General features: G+C 54.8%; 21 protein-coding genes. 13 read left to right on the top strand and 8 right to left on the bottom strand.

Translation table 11 applies throughout. The annotated features are described in order from the left end of the window. Window positions 1-74 precede the first annotated feature (74 nt). From ACXAIA_RS13650 to ACXAIA_RS13620, 7 genes are all read left to right on the top strand, one after another. A complete protein-coding gene (locus tag ACXAIA_RS13650; RefSeq protein WP_475349811.1) occupies window positions 75-1,064 on the top strand; it encodes a helix-turn-helix transcriptional regulator in 990 nt (329 codons plus the stop codon). Between the two features lie 89 nt (window positions 1,065-1,153). Then, window positions 1,154-2,002: an AAA family ATPase gene (locus ACXAIA_RS13645; protein WP_475349810.1), complete on the top strand. Its 849-nt coding sequence runs from the start codon at window positions 1,154-1,156 to the stop codon at window positions 2,000-2,002. 5 nt (window positions 2,003-2,007) lie between these two features. After that, window positions 2,008-3,195, top strand: a complete 1,188-nt coding sequence (locus ACXAIA_RS13640) for a vWA domain-containing protein (RefSeq protein WP_475349809.1) — start codon at window positions 2,008-2,010, stop codon at window positions 3,193-3,195. 134 nt (window positions 3,196-3,329) lie between these two features. Next, complete coding sequence (glpQ, locus tag ACXAIA_RS13635) at window positions 3,330-4,394, top strand: glycerophosphodiester phosphodiesterase (RefSeq protein WP_475349808.1); 1,065 nt, start codon at window positions 3,330-3,332, stop codon at window positions 4,392-4,394. Window positions 4,395-4,512: 118 nt separating this feature from the next. Next, a complete protein-coding gene (wrbA, locus tag ACXAIA_RS13630; RefSeq protein WP_475349807.1) occupies window positions 4,513-5,115 on the top strand; it encodes an NAD(P)H:quinone oxidoreductase in 603 nt (200 codons plus the stop codon). A gap of 179 nt (window positions 5,116-5,294) precedes the next feature. Continuing rightward, the gene (locus ACXAIA_RS13625; protein ID WP_475349806.1) at window positions 5,295-6,158 is read left to right on the top strand and encodes a pirin family protein; all 864 of its coding nucleotides are present in this window, start codon (window positions 5,295-5,297) and stop codon (window positions 6,156-6,158) included. A gap of 164 nt (window positions 6,159-6,322) precedes the next feature. Beyond that, window positions 6,323-7,090 carry a substrate-binding periplasmic protein gene (locus tag ACXAIA_RS13620; protein WP_475349805.1) on the top strand — a complete coding sequence of 256 codons (768 nt, stop codon included), beginning with the start codon at window positions 6,323-6,325 and terminating at the stop codon, window positions 7,088-7,090. A gap of 97 nt (window positions 7,091-7,187) precedes the next feature. Here ACXAIA_RS13620 and ACXAIA_RS13615 read toward each other — a convergent pair whose 3' ends face one another. After that, a complete protein-coding gene (locus ACXAIA_RS13615; RefSeq protein ID WP_475349804.1) occupies window positions 7,188-8,402 on the bottom strand; it encodes an NADP-dependent isocitrate dehydrogenase in 1,215 nt (404 codons plus the stop codon). Between the two features lie 419 nt (window positions 8,403-8,821). Here ACXAIA_RS13615 and ACXAIA_RS13610 point away from each other — a divergent pair, with 419 nt between their 5' ends. From ACXAIA_RS13610 to ACXAIA_RS13600, 3 genes are all read left to right on the top strand, one after another. Further along, window positions 8,822-8,998 (top strand): hypothetical protein, encoded by a 177-nt coding sequence (locus ACXAIA_RS13610; protein ID WP_475349803.1) that lies wholly within the window; start codon window positions 8,822-8,824, stop codon window positions 8,996-8,998. A 147-nt stretch (window positions 8,999-9,145) separates the two neighbouring features. Further along, complete coding sequence (locus ACXAIA_RS13605; protein ID WP_475349802.1) at window positions 9,146-9,712, top strand: hypothetical protein; 567 nt, start codon at window positions 9,146-9,148, stop codon at window positions 9,710-9,712. A gap of 1 nt (window position 9,713) precedes the next feature. Beyond that, window positions 9,714-9,842 (top strand): hypothetical protein, encoded by a 129-nt coding sequence (locus tag ACXAIA_RS13600; protein ID WP_475349801.1) that lies wholly within the window; start codon window positions 9,714-9,716, stop codon window positions 9,840-9,842. 91 nt (window positions 9,843-9,933) lie between these two features. On the opposite strand, the gene ACXAIA_RS13595 is transcribed toward ACXAIA_RS13600, so the two are convergent. Then, window positions 9,934-10,572 (bottom strand): TetR/AcrR family transcriptional regulator, encoded by a 639-nt coding sequence (locus ACXAIA_RS13595; RefSeq protein WP_475349800.1) that lies wholly within the window; start codon window positions 10,570-10,572, stop codon window positions 9,934-9,936. Window positions 10,573-10,666: 94 nt separating this feature from the next. Between ACXAIA_RS13595 and ACXAIA_RS13590 the strand changes: the two genes are divergently transcribed. Both ACXAIA_RS13590 and ACXAIA_RS13585 read left to right on the top strand, forming a co-directional pair. Then, window positions 10,667-11,770 carry an HlyD family secretion protein gene (locus tag ACXAIA_RS13590; RefSeq protein WP_475349799.1) on the top strand — a complete coding sequence of 368 codons (1,104 nt, stop codon included), beginning with the start codon at window positions 10,667-10,669 and terminating at the stop codon, window positions 11,768-11,770. Continuing rightward, window positions 11,770-13,350, top strand: coding sequence for a DHA2 family efflux MFS transporter permease subunit (locus ACXAIA_RS13585; protein WP_475349798.1), 1,581 nt, complete (start codon window positions 11,770-11,772; stop codon window positions 13,348-13,350). The genes ACXAIA_RS13590 and ACXAIA_RS13585 overlap by 1 nt, the downstream gene beginning before the upstream one ends. Window positions 13,351-13,522: 172 nt before the next feature. On the opposite strand, the gene ACXAIA_RS13580 is transcribed toward ACXAIA_RS13585, so the two are convergent. The 3 genes from ACXAIA_RS13580 to ACXAIA_RS13570 all read right to left on the bottom strand — a co-directional run bounded on the left by ACXAIA_RS13580 (window position 13,523) and on the right by ACXAIA_RS13570 (window position 19,239). Continuing rightward, window positions 13,523-14,593: a cytochrome-c peroxidase gene (locus tag ACXAIA_RS13580; RefSeq protein ID WP_475349797.1), complete on the bottom strand. Its 1,071-nt coding sequence runs from the start codon at window positions 14,591-14,593 to the stop codon at window positions 13,523-13,525. Between the two features lie 416 nt (window positions 14,594-15,009). Further along, on the bottom strand, window positions 15,010-17,520 hold the full coding sequence (locus ACXAIA_RS13575) for a CoA transferase (RefSeq protein WP_475349796.1): 2,511 nt from the start codon (window positions 17,518-17,520) through the stop codon (window positions 15,010-15,012). A 51-nt stretch (window positions 17,521-17,571) separates the two neighbouring features. Next, complete coding sequence (locus tag ACXAIA_RS13570) at window positions 17,572-19,239, bottom strand: GMC family oxidoreductase (protein WP_475349795.1); 1,668 nt, start codon at window positions 19,237-19,239, stop codon at window positions 17,572-17,574. A 235-nt stretch (window positions 19,240-19,474) separates the two neighbouring features. Here ACXAIA_RS13570 and ACXAIA_RS13565 point away from each other — a divergent pair, with 235 nt between their 5' ends. Then, complete coding sequence (locus ACXAIA_RS13565) at window positions 19,475-20,386, top strand: LysR family transcriptional regulator (RefSeq protein ID WP_475349794.1); 912 nt, start codon at window positions 19,475-19,477, stop codon at window positions 20,384-20,386. A 21-nt stretch (window positions 20,387-20,407) separates the two neighbouring features. Here the strand turns inward: ACXAIA_RS13565 and ACXAIA_RS13560 are convergent, their stop codons facing one another. The 3 genes from ACXAIA_RS13560 to ACXAIA_RS13550 form a co-directional block, all read right to left on the bottom strand. Next, window positions 20,408-21,256 (bottom strand): carbohydrate ABC transporter permease, encoded by an 849-nt coding sequence (locus ACXAIA_RS13560; protein ID WP_475349793.1) that lies wholly within the window; start codon window positions 21,254-21,256, stop codon window positions 20,408-20,410. After that, entirely contained in the window at window positions 21,253-22,146 is an 894-nt protein-coding gene (locus tag ACXAIA_RS13555; protein WP_475349792.1) for a carbohydrate ABC transporter permease, read from the bottom strand. The genes ACXAIA_RS13560 and ACXAIA_RS13555 overlap by 4 nt, the downstream gene beginning before the upstream one ends. Before the next feature lie 102 nt (window positions 22,147-22,248). Then, window positions 22,249-23,514 (bottom strand): ABC transporter substrate-binding protein, encoded by a 1,266-nt coding sequence (locus tag ACXAIA_RS13550; protein ID WP_475349791.1) that lies wholly within the window; start codon window positions 23,512-23,514, stop codon window positions 22,249-22,251. Between the last annotated feature and the right edge of the window lie 12 nt (window positions 23,515-23,526).

The following is a 23,526-nucleotide window of genomic DNA, read 5'->3' as shown; positions in this document are numbered from 1 at the left end:
AGAGACAAAAGACTATCGTTCTTAGCGATAGAGAGCCCTGACTGGGTACGAATAATGGTTGGAATGGGATAGGTATGCAGCAGACCGGGCAAAACGCGGATGATGCGTTCGGCAGGCTATCGGATGAAAACAACAACGCCAGTATGGGCGAGCTCAGGCTGGCCGATGGTGAATTGTTCGAGCTTCCCGGTGTGCAGGGCCGAGTTGAACGGCTTCATTTCGGCAATGGCATGCTTTTGCATCGCGCTGAATTACGGGTGCGGGAAAACTCCCTGTTTGATGTGCGTAACTCCTTGCCGCCGGGCTGGCTTGGTGGATCGGCCACAGTCATGGGCAAACTTGAAATCGAAAGCCCGCATGGCAAGCGTTATCAGATGACGCCCGATGTCGGCATGATCAAGCGGGTCGATCCGTTCGGAACCCGTTATTTCCTGCCAGAAGATCAACTGATACGTCATGCCGGTGTGGCGATACCCCTTGCACCCCTAAAACAGCGTTTCGGGGATGAAATGCCCGAAAGCCTGGCGCCGTTTTCATCCGACCGTCAGGATGTGGTGGATATACGCCCGATTGCGATCAGTAACCGTATTCGCAGTATCGTCAGTGCCATGTTTTCCAGCCATGTTGCCGGGCCGGGACGGCTTTTGAAGCTTGATGGTCTGGCGAGCCTGTTTTTGGGCGAGGTCATCGACATTTATGCGCAACAGACGCAGGACGTCAGCGCGCCTTTGGGGCTGACAGAGCTTGATAAATCGATTGTCGATAGCGTGATCGCGTTGATGTCAGAAGACCCAGGCGCTGCGATATCCATCGAACAGTTGGCCGCAGACAACCATATGACGCCAAACCGACTGAACAGTCTGTTTCGTCAGGAAACCGGTAAAAGTTTTTCGGAATTTATGCGTCATGAGCGGATGAAACGCGCACGTGACTTGCTGCGTGAGGGCGGGATGAGCGTCAAGCAGGTTGCCGCCGCCGTCGGTTTTGCCCATGTCAGCAACTTTTCGCGCTCCTATCGTGACTGGTATGGTGAAAGTCCCGCTGCTGCCCTGCGCCGGGCGTAGAACGAAAATCTTCTTGTGGCATCTGCCTTGCGATGAGCCGTGCAACAATCTAGGTTAACGCAAACGTCAATTTGTGTTGCAGGGCAAAAATGAAGTTTCAGGGTACGGAAAATTACGTCGCAACCGAAGACTTGATGGTGGCCGTCAACGCCGCGATCACGTTGCAAAGACCGCTTCTGGTCAAGGGGGAGCCAGGCACCGGCAAGACCGTTCTGGCCGAAGAAATTGCCAAATCGCTTGGCAAGGAACTGATTACCTGGTCGATCAAATCCACCACGCGTGCCCAGCAGGGGCTATATGAATATGATGCGGTGTCGCGTCTGCGTGACAGTCAGCTGGGCGATGAGCGCGTCCATGATATCGGCAATTACATCGTCAAAGGCAAACTGTGGGAAGCCTTTGAGGCAGAGGGCGAAGCACCTGTTCTTCTGATTGACGAGATCGACAAGGCCGATATTGAGTTCCCCAATGACCTGCTGCAGGAACTCGACCGCATGGAGTTCTTTGTCTATGAGACCCAGCAGACGGTGAAGGCGACCAACCGCCCGATCGTGATCATCACATCCAATAATGAAAAGGAACTGCCAGACGCGTTCCTGCGTCGCTGTTTCTTCCATTACATCCGCTTCCCGGATGCGGACACCATGGCCGAGATCATCGAGGTGCATTACCCCGGTATCCAGAAACGTCTGGTGGGTGAGGCACTCAACCTTTTCTATGATATGCGGGAGGTCTCGGGGCTGAAGAAAAAGCCATCAACCTCCGAGCTGCTGGATTGGTTGAAGCTTCTGATGGCCGAAGACCTGCCGCCCGAAGCGCTTCGCGCCAAGGATGCCAAGACCGCCGTGCCACCGATGCACGGGGCGTTGCTGAAAAACGAACAGGACGTGCATCTGTTTGAACGGCTTGCCTTCATGGCCCGGCGCGAAGGGCGCTAGGTCCGATGTTTATCGGCTTTTTTTATAAGCTTAAAGATGCGCGCGTGCCGGTCAGCTTGCGCGAATATCTGACCTTGCTTGAGGCCGTTGAAAAGGGGCTGGCTGGCTATTCGGTAGAGGATTTCTATTATCTGGCGCGTTCGGCCCTGGTGAAGGACGAACGCCATCTCGACAAATTTGATCGCGTATTTTCCGAGCATTTCAAAGGCGTGATTGACTTGGCTGAGGGCATGGACGAGGTCGAAAAGACCGAAATCCCCGAGGAATGGCTTAAAAAGCTTGCCGAGAAATTCCTGAGTGACGAAGAAAAGGCCGAGATCGAAGCACTTGGCGGTTGGGAAAAACTGATGGAGACGCTTAAACAGCGTCTTGAAGAACAAAAGGGCCGCCATCAGGGCGGCAACAAATGGATCGGGACGGCCGGGACATCACCGTTCGGCGCCTATGGCTATAACCCCGAAGGGGTGCGCATCGGGCAGGATAAATCCCGTCATCGTCGGGCGGTCAAAGTCTGGGACAAGCGGGAATTCAAGAACCTTGATGACAGTGTCGAAATCGGTACGCGCAACATCAAGGTGGCCCTGCGCCGTTTGCGCAAATGGGCGCGGACCGGGGCGGCGGATGAGCTGGATCTGCCGGGTACCATTACATCCACCGCGCGTCGGGGCTGGCTTGATGTGCAAATGCGTCCCGAACGCCATAACGCGGTCAAGGTCTTGATGCTGTTTGATATTGGTGGATCAATGGATGATCACATCAAGGTCTGTGAAGAACTGTTTTCAGCCGTCAAAACCGAATTCAAGCATCTGGAATATTACTACTTCCACAATTGCCCCTATGAAGGACTGTGGAAGGACAATGCGCGGCGCTGGAACGAACAGGTTTCGACATGGGATGTGATCAACACCTATGGCGCGGATTACAAACTGGTGATCGTCGGCGATGCCACCATGAGCCCCTATGAAATCACCTATCCCGGGGGTGCTGTGGAATACTGGAATGCCGAAGCAGGTGCGGTGTGGATGCAGCGCTTGCTCGAGCATTTCGAACATGCCGCCTGGATCAATCCGCAACCGGAAAACTGGTGGCGGCATCATCAATCGATCCAGATCATGCACAAGCTGATGGAAGGCCGGATGTTCCCGCTGACCCTTGACGGACTGGATCGCATGACCGGGGAACTTAACCGTTAGGCGGGCGTTCATTTCCTACGTAACAGTTTGATGAAGATTGCGTGCAAGACGTGGTGACGCGTTTCTGTGCTGCCAATCGGCGCCTATAGTCCTCGATCACAAAAGGACACTGGATAAGGAAACCCGGGATGCAGATGAGCAAATTGATCAGGTCGACGTTGCTGGCATTTGGCGGTTTTGCCGCCGTGAGTTTGATGCCGATTTCCGGTGCGATGCACTCTGCCAATGCGCAGGCACTTGATCAGGAAATGGTGGTGATCGCCCATCGCGGGGCATCCGGCTATTTGCCCGAACATACCCTTGCGGCCAAGGCATTGGCCTATGGCATGGGAGCCGATTACATCGAACAGGATGTGGTTTTGTCCAAGGACGGCGTGCCGGTGATCCTGCATGACATCCATATTGATACCACCACCGACGTTGCCGAAAAATTCCCGGCGCGCAAACGTGAAGACGGGCGCTATTACGCGATTGATTTCACGCTGGCGGAGCTCAAAACGCTGAACGTGACCGAACGGTTCAAGGCCGATACCGGCAAGCAGGTTTATGCCGATCGCTTCCCGGGGGACTTCGGGATGTTCAAAATCCCGACGCTGGAAGAAGAAATCAAACTCATTCAGGGCCTGAACCATTCCACCGGACGGGATGTCGGGATTTATCCGGAAATCAAGGATCCGGCTTTCCATAACGAAGAAGGGCAGGATATTGCCAAAACCGTCATTACGGTGATGGAGCAGTGGGGCTATAACAACCCGGACTCAAATGCCTTCGTGCAGTGTTTTGACTGGACGGAAACCAAACGTATCCGCGAAGAGCTCAATTATCAGGGCAAGCTGGTGCAGCTTCTCGGTGAAAACCGCTGGGGCCCGCCGGAAGGCACGGATTATGACTATTTGAAATCCGATGAAGGCGTGGTCGAAATGGCGCGTGTCGTCGATGGCATCGGCCCTTGGTTGCCGCAAGTGATCGAAGGGCTGAGCGCGAATGGCACGGCGATCATGACGCCAACCCTGATTGCCGCCCAGCGCGCGCAATTGAAAGTGCATCCCTATACCCTGCGGGCCGATCAGCTGCCGAAATGGGCGGGCGATATGCAGATCGCGCTCAAGGCGATTTTCGATGATGCCGGGATCGATGGCATCTTTACCGACTTCCCCGATCAGGTTGTGCAGTATCTCGCGCGCAATCCGGATGCCTGATCTTTTTGATAATCGCGTTTCGTCCTGATCACGAACAGTTTGTTTCCAAGCTGGCCGTTTTCAGGCGGACAATCTGACGCCATCATGTGGCGGAAATTTATTCACCAAGGAGGCCAACGTGGCAAAAGTACTGGTTCTTTACTATTCGATGTATGGACATATCGAAACGATGGCAAACGCGGTGGCAGAAGGCGCACGCGGCGTTGCTGGCACGCATGTTGATGTCAAACGCGTTCCGGAAATCATGCCCGAAGACGTTGCAAAATCTGCTGGTGCCAAGCTTGACCAGGCCGCACCGGAAGCAACCCCGGCAGAACTGGCCGATTACGACGCGATCATCTTTGGTGTGCCGACCCGCTTTGGCAATATGGCGTCGCAGATGCGTAACTTCCTCGATCAGACCGGCGGTCTGTGGGCCGAAGGCAAGATGATCGGCAAGGTCGGTTCTGTTTTCGCATCCACCGCGACCCAGCATGGCGGTCAGGAAACCACCATCACCTCGACCCACATCACCCTGATGCATCATGGCATGGTGATTGCCGGTGTGCCCTATAGCTGCCCGGAACTGAGCAACATGGACGAAATCACCGGCGGTACGCCTTATGGCGCGACCACCCTTGCCGGTGGCGACGGTTCCCGTCAGCCGTCTGCGAACGAACTGGCCATCGCCAAGTTCCAGGGCAAGCATGTTGCCGAACTTGCAGCCAAGCTTGCCAGCTAAGTTCAAGCGATCCGCAAGACACATCAAGGCAGCGCAGGTTTCCTGCGCTGCCTTTTTTGTTGCCATTTGATAAACAATCAGGTGCCTGATTGGGTCTTGTTTGGCGACAGTTTTGTGCGACCATGCCTGCCATGAAAAGTTGTCCGGCAGAATTGCCGACAGGCACAGGAGATTTTGAAATGTCTGAGACCGTTAAAAACGCACGGGGTGTTGAGCGGGTGTTGCGCGCGATGGATACGTCTGATGGTGCGGGGGTATCGCTGCGCCGGTCCATCGGAACGCCGCAGCTTGATATGCTTGATCCGTTCCTGATGCTGGACTCGCTTTCGACCGATAACCCGGATGAATATATCGCAGGCTTTCCCGAACATCCCCATCGCGGGTTTGAAACCGTGACCTATATGGTCGAAGGTGCCATGCGCCACAAGGACAGCATGGGCAATGAGGGTGTCTTGCGTTCGGGGGGCGGTCAATGGATGACGGCCGGAAGCGGGATTGTGCATTCAGAGATCCCGGAACAGCAAAACGGTCTGTTGCAGGGGTTCCAGCTTTGGATCAATTTGCCCGCCAAGGACAAGATGATCGATCCGCGCTACCAGAATATGGAACCAGATGAACTGCCGGAAGTTTCCCCTGTCGATGGTGCCAAGCTGCGTCTGCTGGCGGGATCAATGCATGGGGCAACCGGCCCGATCAACGGCATTTCCACCGACCCGGTCTTTGTCGATGCCAAACTTGATGTCGGGGCCGAAGTAACGGTTCCGCTGCCCGAGGGCCACACGGCGGTGGTTTATGTCTTTGTCGGTGATGCGGTTGTTGCCGGGACGGATGTTCCGACCCACCATCTGGCGATCCTGAAGGACGGTGATGGTGTAACCCTTAAAGGTGGTGCTGACGGTGGCCGGATGCTGGTGATTGCGGCACGTCCGATCCACGAGCAGGTTGTGCGCTATGGCCCGTTCGTCATGAGCAGCAAACAGGAACTGATGCAGGCCTTTGACGATTTCCAGCGTGGCACTTTTGTCCGCAAGGCCGCATCCTGATCGATAAAACGATTTCTCAATCGTCCAATACGCCCCGATCTTTGCCGGTCGGGGCGTTTTTGCGTTCGGGGGATGTTGTCATGTCTCAATGACAATGTCGCAATGACGGTGACAAACTACTATCTGCACTATACCAGTGTATGAATAGGGAGGTGGCTGCCAGAATGATGGACGCCTTGCAGCGTTTTGTAACCCGGATGCCGGTTTTGCTGGTGATGGTCGTGTCGTTTGCTGTTCATGCGACCGAAGACCGCGACATTCGCCTTGTGACAGGGGACTCTTTCCCGCCCTTCTCTGATCGGGCATTTGAGGGCGGTGGCATTATCACACAGGTCGTGCGCCAAAGCTTTGAGATGGCGGGATATGAGAATGTCGAGGTCATCTGGCGTTCCTGGCCCAAGGGGTTTGAGATGACGTCTGAGGGGAAGGTTGCGGGATCCTTCCCCTATGCCTTTACCCGCGCGCGCGGGAAATCGGTTTTGTTTTCCGATCCGATCATGAACCTGACGGCCTATGGCTGGTACGCCAAGAAATATGAATGGTTCGAGGATAATCTTGATCTTGTCGGCAAGACCTTGTGTTTGCCCCTGGGGTATGCCGAGCTTGGCAATACCGGACGCATGTTCTCAACCGGGCAGGCCATCCGCCTTTCGGCACCGGATATGAAAACCTGCTTCAAGTCGCTGGCGGCCGGGCGTGTGGACAGTGTCGTTTCCCCCATTCCTGAAGCATTGGCCTCCATTGCCGCGGCAGAGCTTCCTGTCGAGGATTTCGATCATGTTGAGGAGGGGCTGTCTGATATGCCACTTCACTTCATCGTTGGCAAAAACCATCCTCAGGCCGAGGAAATTCTGGCAGAGTTCAATAATGGCCTTGCTCTGATGCGACAAGATGGGGCTCTGGCCGAAATTCTGGCACAAGTTGAATACTGAAAGATTTGCCCGACATCCCCGTAAAATAAGAAAACCCCTGCCAGTTGCCCGGCAGGGGTTTTCCTGATTGGCGAAACTGCCAGTCTGATCAGATCGATCAGCCCATTGCAGCTTTCAGACCTTCGTCCAGTTTGTCGAGGAACTGGTTGGTGGTCAGCCATTTCTGGTTCGGGCCGATCAGCAGTGCCAGATCCTTGGTCATGAAGCCGGCTTCGACGGTGTCGACGCAGACTTTTTCAAGGGTTTCAGCAAACTTGACGACTTCCGGGGTGCCATCGAACTCACCACGGTACTTAAGACCCTGCGACCAGGCAAAGATCGACGCAATCGGGTTGGTCGAGGTTTCTTTGCCCTGCTGGTGCTGACGATAGTGACGGGTCACGGTGCCGTGTGCAGCTTCTGCTTCGACTGTCTGCCCATCCGGGGTCATCAGAACAGAGGTCATCAGACCGAGCGAGCCGAAGCCCTGTGCAACGGTGTCGGACTGAACGTCGCCGTCATAGTTCTTACAAGCCCAGACGAAACCACCGTTCCATTTCATCGCACATGCAACCATGTCATCGATCAGGCGGTGTTCGTAGGTGATGCCAGCGGCTTCGAACTTGTCCTTGAATTCTTCCTGGTAGACTTCTTCGAACAGGTCCTTGAAGCGGCCGTCATAGGCTTTCATGATGGTGTTCTTGGTCGACAGGTAGACCGGCCACCCGAGGTTAAGACCGTAGTTCATGCAAGCACGTGCGAAGCCCTTGATGGAGTCATCAAGGTTGTACATCGACATGGCAACGCCCGAGGACGGGAAGTCGAAGACTTCGTGCTCGATCACTTCGCCGCCGTCTGCCGGCTGGAACTTGATGGTCAGCTTACCTGCGCCCGGAACCTTGAAGTCGGTCGCACGGTACTGGTCACCGAAAGCATGACGGCCAATGACGATCGGCTGGGTCCAACCCGGAACCAGACGCGGAACGTTCGAGCAGATGATCGGCTGACGGAACACGGTACCGCCAATGATGTTACGGATGGTGCCGTTCGGCGACTTCCACATCTTTTTCAGATCAAATTCTTCAACGCGCTGCTCATCGGGGGTGATGGTTGCGCATTTGACACCAACGCGGTGTTCCTTGATGGCGTTTGCCGCATCAATGGTGATTTGGTCGTCGGTCTCGTCACGTTTCTGAACCGAAAGATCATAGTATTTCAGGTCAATGTCGAGATACGGAAGGATCAGTTTGTTTTTGATGAAATCCCAGATGATCCGGGTCATCTCATCGCCGTCAAGTTCGACGATCGGATTCTTAACTTGAATCTTGCTCATAGAATACTCCCTTGCTGGCCGCGGCCGACATGCAGCGCGGCTGCCATTCAAGATGGTTAAATCTCTGTCTTCCGGCGCGCGAGGGAGCGCCCTGGCCGCGTCGGGAGTGCGCAACATACAGTAAGCCACCCAAAAATCAAAGAGGGCTGGGATACAACAATGTGATGAGGGCCACGAAACCCGGAAACCCGCGCTTTCCAGACGCGATTTTTGGCGATTTTGCGTGCTAAAAAGTGCAATAATCCTGATCGGTTAGGCGAATTTGCCGAAATATTCAAAAAAATGGCCTATCGGCTTTGTGCGGCTGATTTTTCTGATCCGGATCAATGACCAGCCGGTCAGTTAGGCGATATCGTCTTCCTGTTGCCGGTGAATGGGGGAGACTCCGCTACCCGGTAATTCATCAAAGGGGAACTGTGATGGATCTGACGATAACCGAAAACATCGCTGTGCTTGTGGTTTGTGTGATTGGTTTTTGCCTGCTTGGTTTTGGCTTTACCAACCGTGACCGCAACTGGGGTGTGGTGATGATGTGGATTGGCATTCTGACCATGCTTGGTCCGATTGCCTGGCGGTTGCTGACCCTGTTTAATTAACGGGTGTGGCAAAGGCACGGAAACGGGGTCGGGGGACCATGTTGCGAATGTTCTTGAGTGAGTTATTTATTTCTACTTAAGCGGGGAATATTATTTCATAATTCGCCTACTTGATGCTATTGTTTGAATATGAGAGGAGGTCAAGAAGTGGAAGTAAAAGATTATATGTTGTCGATTTATAAAGACCTCTATCTCCACGAATTTGATGTTCAGGCGAGATTAGAGAATTCGGCCGGAATACCGATGGCAATGCTGTCCGCAGTTTTTGTGATGAATATTTACGTGCTTGAAAAAATACCCTTGCCACTTACCGGGGTAGGTTGGTTTTTTCTTGCATGGATTGCGGTTGTTTTTTTTACATGCATCGTACCCGGTGTGTACTGCCTTGTCAGATACAGACTAGGGTATTTTTACAAGCGGGTTCCTCATCTTGATGAGTTGCATGGTCATTATAAAGGTTTGGTAAAATACTATTCAGATACGGATGAGGAAAAGTCTGAGGAAATCGCGGGACAAGAAGTGTTGCGCGATTTGGTTGATAAATATGCGGCTGCTGCCGGAAATAATTCAAGAAATAATGTTCAGAAATCTGGATGCTTATATAATGCGAGCAAGTTTTTTGTTTTTGCTGTGTTGTTGACTTTTGGTTGTGCTGCAACTGAGACAGTTAGCAGGATGTTTGGGTTGGAAACTTTGTTGGAATGGATGAACTGACATGGGTGAAGAGAAGAAAAATCCGGAAGAAAACAAAAGTTCGGAAGACAAGCCTAATCCTGAAAAGCCGCGCGCGCCTGAGATGGTGACCTACAGAGATGGCTTCATGCCGAAAAAACCACAACGCTGATTGCCAGAAGATTCATGGTTGCATGGTTATTGGTTGATTGGACGTTGCGGCTTGCTGCGTGACAGGTTTGTGTGAAGGATAGACCTGTTTTTCAATTGGCGTCCGTTTGGCTGACGCCATAGCCGCGTAAAAACATATCGACCGCCGCAATAACATGTTCATGCAGGTCATTGGCCTGCGGTTCCCAGCCGACATAGGTCATCTGGCGAAAATCGTAATCGGCCTTCAGCAGGCTTGTGAAAAATACTGCCGCCTGGGCAGCATTGCACTTGGGGAAATTGCCCAACGCCATCTGGTTTTCGAAATAGTCGGTAATGATCCGCCGCCCCGTCATCAGGCCGCTTTCATAAAAGACCTTTCCCAGATGCGGGAAACGCGGCACTTCCGAAAGATACAGACGCAAATAGCGAATGGTTTCGGACGTGGTCAGCATCGTCATCAGGGTTTCGCCAAACTCGATCAGCGCATCGCGCAACGGCTTTTGCGCCAGATCGAGATCGGCCAGCATGGATGTGACTCGACCCGTGCAATCACGAATGACCGCCTCAAACACCCCGTCCTTGTTGCCAAACAGCTCGTAAATCGTGCGGCGTGATCCGCCGGCCTCGGCCGTGATCATTTCCAGTGTCGTGCCCGCAAGCCCATGTTCGCAAAACAATTCGCGCGCTGCTTCGATCATGGCTTCGCGGCGTTTCAGGGTTCTGGGATCAATCTTTTTGCTGTCTGGCACAGGGGTTTTCCGATTCCGGACTTGACGTTTGGTACTGGTTAGTACCATAAATTCCGAAATGGTACTGATCAATACCAAAAGGAAAAATCAGGCAATGAGTGTGAAGAAGATCATCCTGCCCCTGATCGCAGCGGCGATTATCGGTGGCGGTGGATATTACGGGTACTACTGGATGACCGAAGGTCAGTACCATGAAAGTACCGATAACGCCTATCTGCAGGCCGATGAGGTCGCCGTATCGCCCAAAGTGTCGGGCTATGTCGGGGATTTGCGGGTGGCGGAAAACCAGCCGGTGCGCAAGGGTGACTTGCTTTTGACCATCAAGGATGCGGATTTCCGCCTTGAACTGGCCGAGGCCGAAGCAGCCCTTGAAGCAAGCCGCTCTGCCGTTGGCACCATGGAAGAACAAATCGCCCTTCAGGAGGCTGCGATTAAACAGGCGGCAGCCAATGTCGATATCGCCCGGGTGGAGCTGGGACGTACCAGCGATGACTTCAAACGCTATGACGATCTGGTCAAAAAAGGTGCGGCCAGCCGCCAAAAATTTGAATACGCCAAGGCGGACCGCGAGAGCGCGCAGGCACAGGTAGCGGCCGCCAATGCAACCTTGGCGGTTGAGAAAGGCCGCCTTGGTGTGTTGCAGGCCCAGAAAATCGAGGCCGAGCGTGCCGTAAGACAGGCCGAAGCCGCACGCGATCTGGCACAGCAGGCGCTTGATGATACCCGCATTTATGCGCCGTTTGATGGTGTCGTTGGCAACCGGTCGGTCCAGACCGGAGCCTTGGTCCAGCCGGGCGAACAGCTTCTGGTGCTGGTACCGCTGCCGGGTACCTATATCGTCGCCAATTTCAAGGAAACCCAGATCAGCCACATGGCACCTGGCCAGAAGGTCGCGGTTGAGGTCGATGCCTTCCCCGATGCCGAAATCGTCGGCCATATCGCAAGCTTTGCACCGGCGACGGGCGCGCAGTTCAGCCTTTTGCCGCCGGAAAACGCCACCGGAAACTTCACCAAAATCACCCAGCGTGTCCCGGTTCGCATTGAACTTAATGACAGCGAATGGGCCAAGGCATTGCGACCGGGTCTTTCGGTGGTGGTCAGCGTTGATACCCGTAATGCCAACGGCAATCAGGAAGTTGCCGGTGTTGGTCTTGCAAAGGGTGTGATTCCGACTGCGGAACTTTCGGAGCTTAACTGATGGCAACCGCCAGCCCGGCATCCCCCGCAACCCACGAAACAAAGCCGATGGATACCGCCCAGTTTGTTGGCTGGGTGGCGATGGTCGTCGGCATGTTTCTGGCGATCCTTGATATTCAGATTGTTGCCAGTTCGCTTGAAAACATTCAGGCGGGCCTGTCCGCAAGCCCCGATGAGATCGGCTGGGTCCAGACGAGCTATCTGATTGCCGAAGTGGTGATGATCCCGCTTTCGGGATTTTTGTCGCGGCTGATGTCAACGCGTTGGTTGTTTGTGATTTCTGCCCTTGGCTTCACGGTGATGTCGGTGGCATCGGCCTTTGCCTGGTCGATCGAAAGCATGATCTGGTTCCGCGCGATGCAGGGCTTCTTGGGCGGGGCAATGATCCCGACCGTCTTTGCCACGACCTACATCATCTTTCCGCCGGAAAAACGCAATGCAGCCTCGGTTATGACCGGGTTGATTGCCACCATGGCCCCGACCATTGGCCCGACCTTGGGTGGGTTCCTGACCCAGTCGCTGTCATGGCACTGGCTGTTTCTGATCAATGTCATTCCCGGCCTGATGATTGCGGCCGTTGTTGCCATGACATTGCGTGTGGACCGTGGTGATATCGGCTTGCTCAAGGGTTTTGATCTGCGCGGGCTTTTATCGATGGCGGTGTTTCTCGGCAGTCTGGAATATGTCCTGGATGAAGGTCCTAAAGATGACTGGTTTGATGAAACCGCCATCATCTATGGCACGATTACCTGTGTGCTTGCCGGGATCTATTTCTTCTGGCGGATGTTTACCTATGACAAGCCGATTGTGGATCTGAAATCCTTTGCCGATCGCAACTTCACCATGGGGTGCGTGTTCAGCTTTACGCTAGGCGTCGGGCTGTATGGCAGTGTCTATGTCATGCCGCTGATGCTCGGCCGGGTGCGCGGGTATGACAGTCTTGAAATTGGCGTGATCATGGCCGTTACCGGGATTACCCAGTTCCTGTCGGCCCCGATTGCCGGAAAGATGACGGCGAAATATCCGCCGCGCGTTGTGTTGGGGACTGGCCTTGTGCTGTTTGCGACAGGGCTTTTCATGCACGGGTTCAATACCAGTGAGGTTTCATTCAACGAGCTGATCCTGCCGCAGATCGTGCGCGGTGCAGCCTTGATGTTCTGCATGTTACCTGTGACCAACCTGGCACTGGGTACCTTGCCGCCGGAAAAAATAAAGAATGCCAGCGGGCTTTACAACCTGATGCGCAATCTTGGCGGGGCGATTGGCATGGCTGCTATCAATACGCTGCTGGACAAGCGGATCGATTATCACTTCTCGATCCTTTCAGATCACATCAATCCGGCCAGCAAGGCGTTCAAGGATTATCTGGCGACCATCACGGCGCGATATAGCGAGATGGGCCTGCCTGACCCGCATGCGGCGGCGATGAAATTCATCGTCGGTATCGTCAATCGGGAAGCCTCGATCATTTCGTTCAACGACGTCTATCTGGCAATGGCGGCAGCCTTCCTGATTGCGTTTCTGTTGCTGCCCTTTGCCAAACCGCCCCGTGCCACGGCAGGCGGGGGAGGCGGTCACTAGACGCATTTGGAATTTTTGACTTGGTCGCACATAGTTCCCCCGACCCCGGCAAGCCGATGCTTGCGTGCGACCTCGCCGGTCCCTGCTTTGCAGGGGCCGGATTTCTTTTGAAGGTACAGGAAACCCCCGCCAAAAATGATTGGCGGGGGGCGAAAGATCGCGGCAGCGTTGATCAATTGGCGATCATGGCTTCCGGTTTGGGTGTGTCCTCGCTGCTGAGCGGCAGGATCGGATAGGTTACCTGCGGTACTTCGCCGGTCAGGGTGTAAAGGAAGGCGGTAATGGCTTTGACTTCCTCATCAGACAGTTCAGCGCCAAGCTGAGAGCTGCTCATGATTGCGACGGCCTGCTCCAGATTCCAGACATTGCCGGAATGGAAATATGGCGCGGTCAGCGCAATGTTACGCAGCGGACCTGCCCGGAAGACATAGTCATCATCCGCAGTCTGGGTGACAGCAAAGCGCCCCTTGTCATCCGGCGGCAAGATTTCCGAACCCGGTTTTTCGACAACACCGAACGGATAATATCCGGTGCCACCGACATTCACCCCGTTGTGACAGGATGCGCAACCGGTATCGATGAACAGTTCAAGGCCCGTCATCTCGGTTTCGGTCAGGATGCTATCGTTGCCTTCAAGGAACTGGTCAAACCGGGATGCTGGTGTGATCAGGGTTGCCTCGAATGCCTCGATGGCCTTTGCCATATTGTCGAATGTCACCGGATCATCTTCGCCGGGGAAGGCGGTCTGGAACCGTTCGACATATTCCGGCATGGATTTTAGCACCGTGACAACACGTTCTGGCGTGCTGGCCATTTCAACGCCGGCCTGAACCGGGCCTTTGGCCTGTTCCTTAAGATCGTCGGCGCGACCATCCCAGAACTGGGCTTCGTTGAAGACGGCGTTCAAAACCGTTGGTGCATTACGCGGGCCTTTTTGCCAGCCATGCCCGATGGAGGTTTCCAGATTGTCATCCCCACCCATGCCAAGGTTATGGCACGTGTTGCATGAAATGATCGCACTGGATGACAGACGCGGTTCGAAGAACAGCATCTTGCCCAGCTCAACCTTTTCACGGGTGACGGCATTGCCTTCGATGGCGGGAACCATCGACGGAATGACTTCAAAATAGTCCAGCGCGCTCTCACGAAGTTCGGCTGGTTCTGCCGCGATCGCCGCACCGCCAAGGGCACATGCCGCAACGGTCGACAGAAGGGTTTTGGTTAGAAATTGACGGGATTTCATTTGGTCTCTCCCATTTTGGTGGTTCGGGTACTACACCAATAATGGAGTTGAGCAACCCTGATGTATATCAACTCAATGAATAAATATTCGAACATTCAAATTATTTAATTTAAAGTTCAATAATGATAAGTCGCAACTGGCATTTATCGGGGTGAGTTGTACAAAGAAAACGCCCGGGTGGGAGGCCCGGGCGTTGATGCCTTTCGGGGTATGATGCCGAAAGGCGCAAGATGTTGCAGCCACACTACGAACGGGGGGAGATCGCATGGCCCTCCGCGTGTGGTGTCACGGAGATACATCCTGCAGGGGTCAGTTGCACGGATTACTCTGGTGCAATGATGCCCTGAAGGAAAGAGATCGAGAACACACCCCTGTTGGTTGGCGATTGGCCACAGCCAGACGCGCCGGAATACGGGTCAGCTCGGAATGTATTCTGCACTCCAGGATTCACTGAGATCCCCGGATTTCAGCATTGCTTCAATCGCCTGATCGGCATAGCCCAGATCCTTGAGGATATCGCGCGTTGAGGTGCCAAATTTTTCCGACGGGGCCAGAGCAACAACCTTTGAACGGGTTGTCCGGACTGCATACGGGTCAAGCTGAATGACTTCATGGCCGCTGGGGTGGTCGGGATAAACCGAGAAGGAATAACTGCCATTCTCTGTCCCGGGTTTGCCATCGGCCTCACGGGTGTTTTCAGCACGCAAGGCATCGATATTGTCGCAGATCGCCGCCCCGATATCCGCTGCATGCAGGCGTTCAATCCATTCGGCTGCGGGCATGGTCTGAAAGGCGGTTGCAAGATAGACCGCGCGTTCTTCGACCGGCACATCTGGCAGGTCTTCAAGCCCTTCGACCGCGCGAAACCGTGGGATATCGTCTTCATAGGCGCTGAGCAACAAATAGATGCCTGATGCGGTGCTATAGAAGCGGTTCAGGTCATCATTGCCGTTCATGTCCGGCCCGGACGGTTCGTCAAACAATCCACGGCCCCGGTAATCATAGGAAAAGGGAATCTGCAAAAGTCCGCTATTGGCGGTAAGCGACGTTCTGCCGCGCCCGATCCGCCCGAAGCGGTATTTCTGATACAGGGCGGCCGCAACAGCAAGTGCCCCGCCAAAGCCGCACATGACATCAATCGTGCCAACATGGGCGTGTTCTTCGGGGCGGTCCATCGCACCGCCAAACCGCAACATGATGCCGGTTGCGGCCTGCACCAGATCGTCATAGCCGATATAGTCGGTGCGCACGCCGCGATTGACGCCGCTAAAGCAATCGAGCTTGCAGAAGATGGCATTGGGGTTGAGCTTGCGCAGGTTTTCGGCATCAAGTCCCACACGCTTGATCTGGCCATCCGGGGCGTTCCAGATGATGACATCAACCGATTTCACGAGATCTTCAAAAACCTTGCGACCGTGTTCAGATTTGATGTCAGCCAGGATCGATTTTTTGCCACGCATCTGTGACAGGCCATAGATCACGGTGTTCCAGCTGTCATACATCGGCACCGACGGATCAAGTTTGATGACCTCGGCCCCGAAGCGCGCCAGGTAGCAGGCCGCATGTGGCCCGGCAATGACATTGCAGAGATCAAGGATCTTGACCCCTGAAAGCCAGCCTTCCTGCTCAATTGCGTCCTCCGGGTCGGGAATCTCGGTGCGATGTTTTTTGAGGATCTTGAGCGCTTCGTTGAAATCCACCCAGCGGCGTGGTTGGGGTTTAAGCGCTTCTTCGCCGCTTTCTTCCATCCAGACGACGGGACCGGGCGTGGTCATTTCGCCGTATTCAGGATCCCACGTATCAATCATCAAGCCGGATCCTTCGGCATATTCATCGTGGATCCATTCTTGAAGCCAGCGTTGCGGGGCGCCCGGAATGCCGCCGCGACCAAACATCTTTTTCCATTCATGCGATGTCCGGGTCATGAAGACTTCCTTCATGCGCGCGGCAATCTTGTCCGCCCAGTCCTTTGGCATCGGATAAACGCCAAGCGACGTTTCGGAGGTCCATTCACTTTGTGGTTTATAGGTGTCTTCTTCGGATGTCAGGCCATCGGCGACCAGTTCGTCATAAAGCCCAAGAACCTCCAGACAGCGTTTGGCGTGATATTTGTGGCTTGGGCAGACCACATAGAACATCCGGCCATCCTTGCACATGTAGCTTCTGAAGAACGGATCAAGAAGTTCCTGAAGTTCATCGTAGCTGACATTCATCGGCAGACCTTCGATACGTCTGCGTTCGATTTCGAGTTCGCGCTGGGTCAGATAGCGTTTGGGAATGTCCGATATCTTGATCGAATTATAGCAAAGCCCTTCCATGATGGCTGCGGCCAGCGGCACTTCGATCTGATCGCCCAATCCGGTAATCTGGCGCGATTGCAGGGCCAGAACAACCGAAGACGCGGCAATTTGTGCCGCGTAGGCCGATGACAGTGGCAAGGGCGAAAATGACGGGTTAAGGCCCATCAACACACGGTTAAGCCCCATATCGGTGAAAACGCCGGAGCTCGCAGCAACGATGCTTTCAAATGCACGCTGTTCGCGACGTTCTTCGTCGTTGGACGCAAATCCCGGCACCGAAAGGGTAATCAGCTCCGGGCGTTCCTCGCGCATCTTGGCAAAATCAAACCCGAGCTTGGCGAATTTTCCGGGGCGGAAATTTTCGATGATGATGTCGGCCTCGGCGCAAAGGGCGTGTGCCTGCTCACGGCCCTCGTCGGACTTCAGGTCCAGATTGAGGATCACCTTGTTGCGATTAAGCGTCGCATTTGCCGGACTGTCCCACATCGGGCCACCCGGCGGGTCGATATGAACGACCGTTGCACCAAGATCACCAAGCAACATCGCCACGGCCGGGCCTGCGATATACTGGCCAAAATCGATAACCTTGACCCCTGTCAGAGGGAGCTGGGAAAACCGGGTATACATTTATCCTCCGAAGTCTGCGTATGTTGGGGCAGGGGGAGCTGCAGATAACGGTTACTGACCGGACAAAATCCAGCCAGCGGCCTTTTCGGCAATCATCAGGGTCGGTGAATTGGTGTTGCCGCTGGTGATTTCGGGCATCACGGATGCATCGACAACCCGCAGGCCGCCAATCCCTTTCAGGCGAAGGTGCGGATCAAGCACGGCGGACGGATCATCCGCATGCCCCATCTTTACCGTCCCGACCGGGTGGAAGATCGTTGTGGCGATGTCACCGGCCAGCTTGGCCAGTTCTTCGTCGCTTTGATATTGCACACCCGGTTTGAATTCATCGGGTTGATACTTCGCCATGGCCGGTTTCGACATGATGTCGCGGACCTGTCGCAGGCTGTCGGCAGCGACTTTGCGGTCTTCGTCGGTATCAAGGTAATTGGGCGCGATTTGCGGTGGGGTGCGGTAATCGCCGGACTTGATCTGGATGGTGCCGCGGCTGGTCGGGTTCAGGTTGCAGACCGAAACCGTGACCGCGGGAAAATCATGAAGATCACCGCCAAAGGCCTCAAGGCTGAGCGGTTGAACGTGATATTCAAGATTTGAATATTGCCGGTCGGGATCCGAGCGGGTGAAGGCACCAAGCTGGCTGGGTGCCATGCTCATCGGGCCGGAACGGTTCAGAAGATACTCCAGCCCGATCTTTGCCTTGCCGACCAAACTGTTGGCGAGCGTGTTGAGCGTTTTGGCGCCCTGTATCTTGTACACCGCACGGATTTGCAAGTGATCCTGCAAGTTTTGCCCGACGCCTGGAACATCGGCGACCACATCAATGCCATGCTGTTTTAAAAGGTCGGCCGGGCCGACGCCCGAAATCTGCAAGATCTGCGGCGAGTTGACCGCACCGGCGCACAGAAGCGTTTCCTTGGCCGCCGTCACGGTTTGCGCGGTGCCAGCCCGGTTGATGACCGCCCCGGTACAGATTTTCTGGCCATTGGCATCCTTGCCAAAGGTCAGTTTTTCGACCTGGGATTCCGTCCAGACCGTCAGGTTGCTGCGTGACTTGATCGGACGAATGAAGGCCTTCGACGTGTTCCAGCGCCAGCCAGAACGCTGATTGACTTCAAAATAGCCAATGCCGGTATTGTCGCCGTCATTGAAATCATCGGTCGGCTCGATGCCGTTTTGACCCGCGGCCTCGATAAAGCTGTCCAGTACATCCCAGCGCAGGCGTTGCTTTTCAACGCGCCATTCGCCGCCATTTCCGTGAATGTCTGAAAACGGCTTGCCATTGCTGGCCTTCGGGGTGGCGCCGCCATCAAGTTTGTAGTGGTTTTCGTGGCGTTTGAAATCGGTCAGGACGTTCTGCCAGTTCCACGCATCATCGCCGGTCAGCTTGGCCCAATTATCGTAATCACGCGCCTGACCGCGCATATAGATCATGCCATTGATCGATGAACAGCCGCCCAGCGCCTTGCCACGCGGATAACGCAAAACACGCCCGTTAAGCCCCTTGTCGGGTTCGGTTTCATACATCCAGTCGGTGCGCGGATTGCCAATGCAATAGAGATAGCCCACCGGAATATGGATCCATGGGTAGTTGTCGGCTTTGCCAGCTTCGAGCAGCAGGACATTGTTTTTGGGATCTGCACTCAGCCGGTTTGCCAGCAAACTGCCGGCTGTTCCCGCTCCGATAACGATGTAATCGAACGTTGGAATGGTTGCGGTCATAACAATGTGCCTCCCGGTCGGCGTTTTTTGGGCCGGGCTGTCCGCACGAAGAAGCCGTCAAACGCGCGTCAAACGCAAAGTCCGAAAAGGCTGTCTTGATCGTCGCCTGACCTGTTTGGTGTCAATCGGTTCCCGGTCGTTTTAGAAATCAACCAGAACCCGAAATTTAATTAAGGCGCGAAGGGACGCACAAATCTAATGACAAAATACGAATAGCAATATTACTGTTTTTTATATGACCCGCTTTTCGAACATGAACATGTTGCTGGCTTTTGTCACCGTCGCACGCGAGGGCAGCGTTTCGCGCGCGGCATCGGTGCTTAATCTGACGCAGCCCGCCATCAGTCATCAGATCAAACGTCTTGGCGAGGAAACCGGGATTACCCTGTTCAAGCGCACCTCGACCGGATTGCAGATCACGGCGGATGGTCAAGCCATGCTGACAAAGGCCGAACAGGTCATTGACGCCATGGACGAGTTTCGCCGAAGTGCACGTCAGCGCGCTGGTCGTATCAGCGGGAAGCTGCGGCTTGGCACCATTGTGGATCCGGAATTCATTCGTCTTGGCCGGATGTTAAGCCAGCTGCGCACAGACTTCCCCGATATCGAGACCGAACTGGCGCATGGGGTCAGTGGCGATATGCTGGCCGGTGTACTGCGCAATCAGATTGATGCCGGGTTTTATCTGAGCGGGCCGGACGTGGCGGGTGATATCGCCGCCGAGACGTCAGAAGCCATCCACGCGATAAAACTGGCCGATTTCAATTACCGGGTCATCGCCCCAGTGGGGTGGGAAAGCCGGGTCGAGAATGCCGACTGGGCATCCTTGTTAAAGCTGCCCTGGATCGGCACCACACATGCCTCGGTGCATTCGCGCTTGCTCAGGCGTATATTTGACGAGTTTGAATGCACGCAAAACTCCGTTGCGCTGGTCGATCAGGAAGCATCCATGCTTGAGATGGTCCGATCCGGTGTGGGCTTGAGTTTGTGCCGTGATTCCATCGCTCTGCATGAAAAGCAGACCTTTGGTCTTGCGGTGTGCAATTCGGTGTCGATCCCGGCCTGCCTTAGCCTGATCACGACCGAGCGAAAGCGCGAAACGCCAACAATCGCCGCCCTGTTCGAGGTGCTTGATACAACCTGGTGATGGGGCGCGTTTGCGGCGTCCCTAGCGAATGCCTGCGCGCAGGAACGCCTGAATGAATTGGCGCTGGAAAATCAGGAATGCGATCAAAAGCGGGGCGATGGTCATGATGGTTGCGGCACTGATGACCGAGATATCCACCCCGGTTTCCGGCGCGCCAAACAGCGACAATCCCACCGTCAGCGGCCGTGTTTCTGGCGAATTGGTCACAATCAATGGCCACAGGAAGTTGTTCCAGTGGGTCGCAATCGAAACCAGCGCATAGGCGAGATAAACCGGCTTGGCCGCAGGCACATAAACCTTCCACAGAACCCCCATCCAACCGCAACCTTCAATCCGCGCGGCTTCTTCAAGCTCGACCGGTACGGATTTGAATGCCTGCCTTAACAGGAAGATACCAAACGCGCTGGCCATATAGGGCAGGCCGATGCCAAGGGCCGTGTCAAACAGGCCAAGCTTGGAAACGATGGCGTAGTTTTCGACAATCAGCACTTCGGGCAGGATGAAAAGCTGCAGCAGAACAAGGATGAAGATCGTATCGCGGCTCTTGAATTCAAACCGGGCAAAGGCAAATCCGGCAAGGGTACACAGCACCAACTGACCCGCAAGGATCAGGGTCACCAGGATTACGGTATTGGCAAAATATCCGCCCCACGGCACAGCGCCCCAGACATAGGTGAAGTTCTCGAATGTCAGCGGGTTGGAAAAATCCAGTCCAAGGGCCGTGCCCGATGGCTGTAGGGCTGCCCAGGCGGCAAACAACAATGGTGAAATCCAGACAATCGCCAGAACCCATGCGCCAAGCGTATCAAGCAGCTTGTCAAAATCGGGCAGGGTAAGTCTGGTGTTTGCAATCGCGGTGTCTGTTTTCATCGGTAGTGGGTCCGTTTTTCAACCAGTCGGAACTGCGCGACGGCAACAAGGCCAAGCGCCAGCAACACAAGAATGGTCATGGCGGCGGCATGCGGGCTGTCGAAATAGGCAAATGCCATTTCCCAGATCCAATAAAGGATCAGTTTGGATGCGTTGTTTGGGCCGCCCTTGGTCAGGATGAACAGATGATCGATCAGCTTGACCGAATTGATCATCGCATTGACGAACACAAAGATCGTGGTCGGCATCAAAAGTGGCAGCAAAACTCGCCTAGTATAGGTCCAGCGACCTGCCCCCTCGATCCGCGCGGCTTCACGCAGGTCCGGCGGGATGGTCTGAAGGGCGGCGAGGTAAAAGATCATGAAGAAGCCGGCTTCTTTCCAGATCGTCACGATAATGACGGATGCCAGTGCGGTTTCCGGCTGCCCCAGCCAGTTGGTCGGCGATGCGCCGAAAAAGCCGGTAATTTGATCAATCACCCCAAGATCAGGCGTATAGAAAAACAGCCACAAATTGGCCGCGGCAATCATCGGCAAAATGGTCGGGGTGAAATAGGCACTGCGAACGAACGACCGTGCCGGGATATGGGCATTGGCCCAAAGCGCCATGACGAGCGCAAAGATGATCGAAACCGGAATGGTGACCCCGGCATAAATCAGGTTGTTGGTCGCAACCGTCCAGAAGGTCGGGTCAGCAAACAGATCGCCATAATTCTCAAACCCGGCAAAGACAGACGGGCGGCGTGATGTGCCCCGGCTAAACAGGCTGTGCCAGAAGGTCGCAATGGCCGGGTAAAAGGCAAACAGGCTCATTAGCGCCAATGCCGGTGCGGCCAGCATCCAGCCATAAAGCGCAAACCTGCGTTTTTGAAGTCGGGCCATTTCGTTCATGGTCGGCACGTCCTGCAATACAAAGAAATCAATTAATCAAAATCATCAAACAAAGGTGCCGAAGCGGGGCATATCCCGCTTCGGCGTGCAGATCGGGCGTTCTTAGTGGAAGGCCCGCAGAAGACGTTCTGCTTCGGACTGGGCATCGCCAAGGGCTTCTTCCGGGGTTTTTTCACCGGTCAGGGCCGCCTGGATGGCGTTGTTCAGGCCTTCGCGAACACGCGCGGTGTCATAGGTCGAAAACTCGGCAACCGAAACTTCGAGCTGATCACGGGCGACGAGCGCCGGTGGGAAGTCCGCGACATAGGATTTCAGCGCATCGGTTTCATAGGCCGCCGGGGTAACACCGACATAACCGGTGGCAATCGACCATTCCGCCGCACGTTCAGGCGAGGTCATGTATTTGATCAGCGCCAGCGATGCTTCTTTCTGTTCATCCGTTGAGTCCTTGAACAGATAGAAGTTGCCGCCACCCGTGGGCGAGCCCGGCTTTTTGTGCTTCGGCAGCATGGCAACACCGAAATCAAACTGTGCTTCGCGTTTGACCGCCGACAGGTTACCGGTCGAATGCCACATCATGGCCGTCTGCCCCTGCACGAAGGCCTGACGCAGGGTTCCCCATTCAATGGTGCCTTCGGGCATGATTTTTTCTTCGGTCGCAAGGTCACGCCAGAACTGAAGCGCCTCGACAACGGCCGGATCATCGAAATAGGTTTGCGTGCCATCGCCGCTCATCAGTTCCTTGCCGTTCTGGATGGCAAAGCACTGGAACATCCAGTACGGATACCCGGTCGACGGAACCATCAGGCCCCATTTACCGTCTTTTGAAAGCGCCTTGCCGGTGGAAACCAGTTCTTCCCAGGTTTTCGGCGGCATTTCCGGATCAAGACCGGCTTCGCGGAACATGTCCTTGTTGTAGTACATGACAATGGTCGAACGCTGGAACGGGATGCCCCAGGTTTTGCCATCGACATCACCATTGGCCATCAGCGCCGGGTAGAAGCCGTTCAGCCATTCCTTGTCTTCTGCGGTTTTGACAACGTCATCAAACGGGACAATCAGGTCCTGTTCGATCAGGTCGTAAACGTCGATCGAGAACATGACCGAAAGCTGTGCCGGATCGCCGCTTTTGATGGCGGAAACCGCACGCAGACGGGTGTCGTCATAGTTGCCGGCATAGATGGCGTTGACTTTGACATCCGGGTTTTCGGACTCAAAACCTTCGATCATGCCGTCAATGACGTTGGTCAGCGGGCCGCCAACGGCGATCGGGTAATACATGGTCAACTCGGTGGCAGCAAAGGCCGGGCTTGCCGCCGTTGCCATCAATCCGGCTGCGATTGCAGCACTGGTTACGATGTTACGCATGGACAAAAGTTC

This window comes from Thalassospira sp. ABL2_045, assembly GCF_056161285.1.
Note: the sequence above shows the minus strand (reverse complement) of the source record. Positions and strands in the feature narration are given on the sequence as shown.

Excerpts from the sequence above, each read along its gene's own strand:
- ACXAIA_RS13600 (WP_475349801.1), top strand. The coding sequence starts at position 9,714 with ATGGGTGAAGAGAAGAAAAATCCGGAAGAAAACAAAAGTTCGGAAGAC.
- ACXAIA_RS13590 (WP_475349799.1), top strand. The coding sequence starts at position 10,667 with ATGAGTGTGAAGAAGATCATCCTGCCCCTGATCGCAGCGGCGATTATC.
- ACXAIA_RS13575 (WP_475349796.1), bottom strand. The coding sequence starts at position 17,520 with ATGTATACCCGGTTTTCCCAGCTCCCTCTGACAGGGGTCAAGGTTATC.
- ACXAIA_RS13620 (WP_475349805.1), top strand. The coding sequence starts at position 6,323 with ATGATGGACGCCTTGCAGCGTTTTGTAACCCGGATGCCGGTTTTGCTG.
- ACXAIA_RS13560 (WP_475349793.1), bottom strand. The coding sequence starts at position 21,256 with ATGAAAACAGACACCGCGATTGCAAACACCAGACTTACCCTGCCCGAT.
- ACXAIA_RS13580 (WP_475349797.1), bottom strand. The coding sequence starts at position 14,593 with ATGAAATCCCGTCAATTTCTAACCAAAACCCTTCTGTCGACCGTTGCG.
- ACXAIA_RS13570 (WP_475349795.1), bottom strand. The coding sequence starts at position 19,239 with ATGACCGCAACCATTCCAACGTTCGATTACATCGTTATCGGAGCGGGA.
- ACXAIA_RS13610 (WP_475349803.1), top strand. The coding sequence starts at position 8,822 with ATGGATCTGACGATAACCGAAAACATCGCTGTGCTTGTGGTTTGTGTG.
- ACXAIA_RS13615 (WP_475349804.1), bottom strand. The coding sequence starts at position 8,402 with ATGAGCAAGATTCAAGTTAAGAATCCGATCGTCGAACTTGACGGCGAT.
- ACXAIA_RS13640 (WP_475349809.1), top strand. The coding sequence starts at position 2,008 with ATGTTTATCGGCTTTTTTTATAAGCTTAAAGATGCGCGCGTGCCGGTC.
- ACXAIA_RS13565 (WP_475349794.1), top strand. The coding sequence starts at position 19,475 with ATGACCCGCTTTTCGAACATGAACATGTTGCTGGCTTTTGTCACCGTC.
- ACXAIA_RS13645 (WP_475349810.1), top strand. The coding sequence starts at position 1,154 with ATGAAGTTTCAGGGTACGGAAAATTACGTCGCAACCGAAGACTTGATG.
- ACXAIA_RS13650 (WP_475349811.1), top strand. The coding sequence starts at position 75 with ATGCAGCAGACCGGGCAAAACGCGGATGATGCGTTCGGCAGGCTATCG.
- ACXAIA_RS13555 (WP_475349792.1), bottom strand. The coding sequence starts at position 22,146 with ATGAACGAAATGGCCCGACTTCAAAAACGCAGGTTTGCGCTTTATGGC.
- glpQ (WP_475349808.1), top strand. The coding sequence starts at position 3,330 with ATGAGCAAATTGATCAGGTCGACGTTGCTGGCATTTGGCGGTTTTGCC.
- ACXAIA_RS13550 (WP_475349791.1), bottom strand. The coding sequence starts at position 23,514 with ATGCGTAACATCGTAACCAGTGCTGCAATCGCAGCCGGATTGATGGCA.
- ACXAIA_RS13585 (WP_475349798.1), top strand. The coding sequence starts at position 11,770 with ATGGCAACCGCCAGCCCGGCATCCCCCGCAACCCACGAAACAAAGCCG.
- ACXAIA_RS13625 (WP_475349806.1), top strand. The coding sequence starts at position 5,295 with ATGTCTGAGACCGTTAAAAACGCACGGGGTGTTGAGCGGGTGTTGCGC.